Source organism: Methanosarcinales archaeon (assembly GCA_014859725.1).
Taxonomy (GTDB): domain Archaea; phylum Halobacteriota; class Methanosarcinia; order Methanosarcinales; family Methanocomedenaceae; genus Kmv04.
In genome coordinates this window covers 1-3436 of record JACUTQ010000209.1, presented here as the reverse complement: position 1 = coordinate 3436, position 3436 = coordinate 1, and the positions used below count along the sequence as shown (strand labels likewise).

2 protein-coding genes are annotated in these 3436 nt (G+C 39.4%); one reads left to right on the top strand and one right to left on the bottom strand.

Going from position 1 to position 3436, the window contains the following annotated elements; translation table 11 throughout:
• Positions 1 to 567: 567 nt before the first annotated feature.
• Positions 568 to 1857, bottom strand: a complete 1290-nt coding sequence (locus tag IBX40_12165) for a TPM domain-containing protein (GenBank protein MBE0525064.1) — start codon at positions 1855 to 1857, stop codon at positions 568 to 570.
• A gap of 535 nt (positions 1858 to 2392) precedes the next feature.
• Here IBX40_12165 and IBX40_12160 point away from each other — a divergent pair.
• A partial coding sequence (locus tag IBX40_12160) for an NCS2 family permease (GenBank protein MBE0525063.1) occupies positions 2393 to 3436 on the top strand: 1044 nt, incomplete at its 3' end.

Below are 3436 nucleotides of genomic sequence, written 5' to 3'. Positions count from 1 at the left end.
TAGTTACAAATCAATGTATTCCTATACCATATAGAACATTTGAGAAAACCTACACATAGGGATATTGTAGAAAAAACAGCGTTTTTGCACATTTTACATATTTATTAATTACCTTTTTGTATAATGACCTGAAAATTCCCACCTAAAATTGACCCATTAGTGGAAAATAGAAAATAGTAACTATTAAAGGTAAGAAAAGTCACATGAAGGTGGGTCAAAATTGGTGGGAAAAAAGGGTCAATTTTCAACGGGAATCTACATTTTATTCGTTGCTTCAAATAGAGCTATCTTTTTATCTGGATGAGCATTTAAGCAACAATAAAGTCCAGCAATCCCAGCCCCTACTATGGCTATATCATAATTTGTAGAAATCCCCATATATCTCACCATTTACGCTGAAGTTTATATTATGGCGTAATTTCTTAAAAAACTATTTGCTGTGATTGATGTTATGGTTTCATTGCGTTAATGGAGCATAAGTGCGTAAATCCTCAGTCACTGACCTCGTTTTGAAAAAATAGGGCAATTTCTGTTTTTACAGCCACAACATCACCTCATATAACAGGTTCACCATCCACCAGAAGAGCCTCCACCACCACTACTTCCACCTCCAAAGCCACGTGATCCACCTATTCTACCCCCTCCTCCATTCGACCCTCTAAATCTGCCTGTGATAATGAGTGCTAAAAAAAATATCAAAAACAACAGCCAAAAAAAATGTCCAACAATATACCAATATAATCCAGCTGATTTAATGTAAGTGGCGATCAATAAAATCGCATTATATCCAAGAAGAAATGTCATTGCCTGCTTTCTATTTTTTTTTGCAAATAATATACCAAATGGTATAAAACTGAAGAAGATTAATAATAAAACTAAATTCTTTGCATCCTTGCTGATATAGTATGTGCGTGGAATATTATTAACGGTTATCTTATATTCGAATATTTCTCCATCAGGTATGCTAAAAACATGCGGATTCTCCTCAACAATATTTGTGATTTCTTGTACCGCCTCGTATAATCCCTCACCCCACTCTCCATTGTTAAAATGTGGTATGAAAATATCGCTCCCAATCTTGCTTATCTGCTCATCTGTGAAAATATTCTTATCCCAAATTAAATAATATTGATAATATACTTCGTCACTAGTCACAACCAAAATCAATAATCCATGATAATTGCTCTTTTTACCTATCTCCCATTTTTTAAAAAGTTTGTTTGCATACTCATTGATACTTACATCCTGAACTGATTTACTCGTTACAATGACAATTTCCACCATTGAATGATTCTCTGTAGCACTTATCTCATCATTCAATTGTTTTTCTTCATCACTGTCAAGTATATCTGCAAAGTCATTGACGCGCCCTACCTGCGAAGGATATGCAACGATAACCCTGATTTCTTGTACCGCCCCGTACAAACCCTCTCCAAACTCTCCATTTTTAAAATTTGGCACGAGAATATCACGCCCGATCTTGCTTGCCTGGGCATCAGTTATATCACCTTCAAGTCCGTATCCTGTTTCAATGCGATATTCTCTTTCGTTTTTTGCAACCAAAATCAATAATCCGTTATCAATGTTCTTTTTACCGATTCCCCATTGTTCAAAAAGTCCGACTGCATACTCCTCGATGCTCATCCCCTCGAGAGATTCGATTGTTACAATGGCGATTTCCACTGTAGAATCTTTCTCTATAGCCGTGATCTCATCATTCAATCGCTTCTCTTCATCACTGTCAAGTATCTCTGCAAAGTCATTGACATAGCCGACCGGTGAAGGATATTCAATGGCATTGGCTGAAGGAACAAATAGCAGAAATAGGAAAATTATTAGGAAAATTGTCAACCTCATACCGTTCCACCAAATTTTTCATAATATTTTAAATTGTATGAAATATTTACGATGATGCCACTTTGATGTTATAACTTTTTTAAAGTATCTGTAAACTATCATTATTTAATTTTCTATGTTTCTCTTATGGCATAATTCTTTTTTGGCTTTTACTTTTTTTCAGGAGCATAAGAAAGAGAGTGGAGTTAATCAAGGACCTCGGATGCCGCTCACGCTCTGTACCCGGCATCTAGGGTGATACTTTGACTTTAAACTTACCTGTTCTCCTTCCATTGAGTTCATTGATCCTGAATCGTGTAGGATGTAAATTCAACTTCCGACACGACAGCATGAAACCTCCTTCAGTCGGCAAGCGTCACCCCACCCACGACAGATTGTCAGGGGCATCGGCGGTCGCATGGTAGATTGATGAAGATGGTGGTTCCATTTCTCAATTCTCAAGATGCCACTGCAAATCAATTAATATTTATACATGAAGTTTTCAGATAATTATCATCATTAATTGATATGATTCAGTGGCATAAGGGTGAAATGTATGGGTAACATCATAGAGAATTATTTTCAATTGAAGAAGAATGGGACAACCATAAGAACAGAAATAACGGCAGGGCTTGTGACCTTCATGACCATGGCATATATCATTGTCGTGAATCCTGCAATTCTACAGGCTGCCGGTATTCCGTTCGGTCCGTCGATGGTCGCAACCATCATCTCAGCCATCTTCGGCACACTTCTGATGGGACTTTATGCAAAAAGGCCCTTTGCGATCGCTCCATATATGGGTGAAAATGCTTTTGTTGCTTATACAGTAGTTGGTGTTCTGGGCTATTCATGGCAGACCGCACTTGGAGCAGTGTTCATAAGCGGAGTACTATTCACACTTTTAACTCTAGTTGGAGCCCGGAAATTAATGGTAAAAGCCATACCCGGAAATCTAAAATATAGTTTTGCAGTAGGCATAGGACTCTTCATCTCTTTCATCGGTCTTGTCAATTCAGGTATAGTAACACTGGGAGTCCAAGGAGCACCCGTACATGTGGGCCCCCTTAATACCAGCGGTGTTGCGCTTGCCATATTCGGTTTAATTTTCATCGGCGCCCTTATGATTAGGCGCATAAAAGGAGCCATCCTGATAGGTATGATCGTAACGGCACTTATCGGTTTCATCACAGGTATTTCAGAAGCTCCGGTCGCATTGGTCAGTATGCCGCCCAGTATTTCCCCTATTTTTCTTCAACTTGATATTTTCGGTGCGCTGACATGGGGATTTTTTGCTGTGATCCTTACTATGTTCACAATGGATCTGCTGGATACCATGGGTACGCTCATAGGTGCGTCTGCAAGGGCAGGTTTTCTGGATGAAAACGGAAACATTCCAGAAATTGGAAAACCGCTTCTGTCCGATGCTCTTGCCACAGTCTTTGCCGGAATGGCAGGCACAACAACCACCGGGACGTATATCGAGTCGACTACAGGCATTGAGGTCGGTGGCAGAACAGGATTGACGGCAGTAGTCGTTGCAATACTCTTTTCGCTGGCACTTTTCTTCTCTCCACTGTTCTCTGCTATCCCGGCAGCT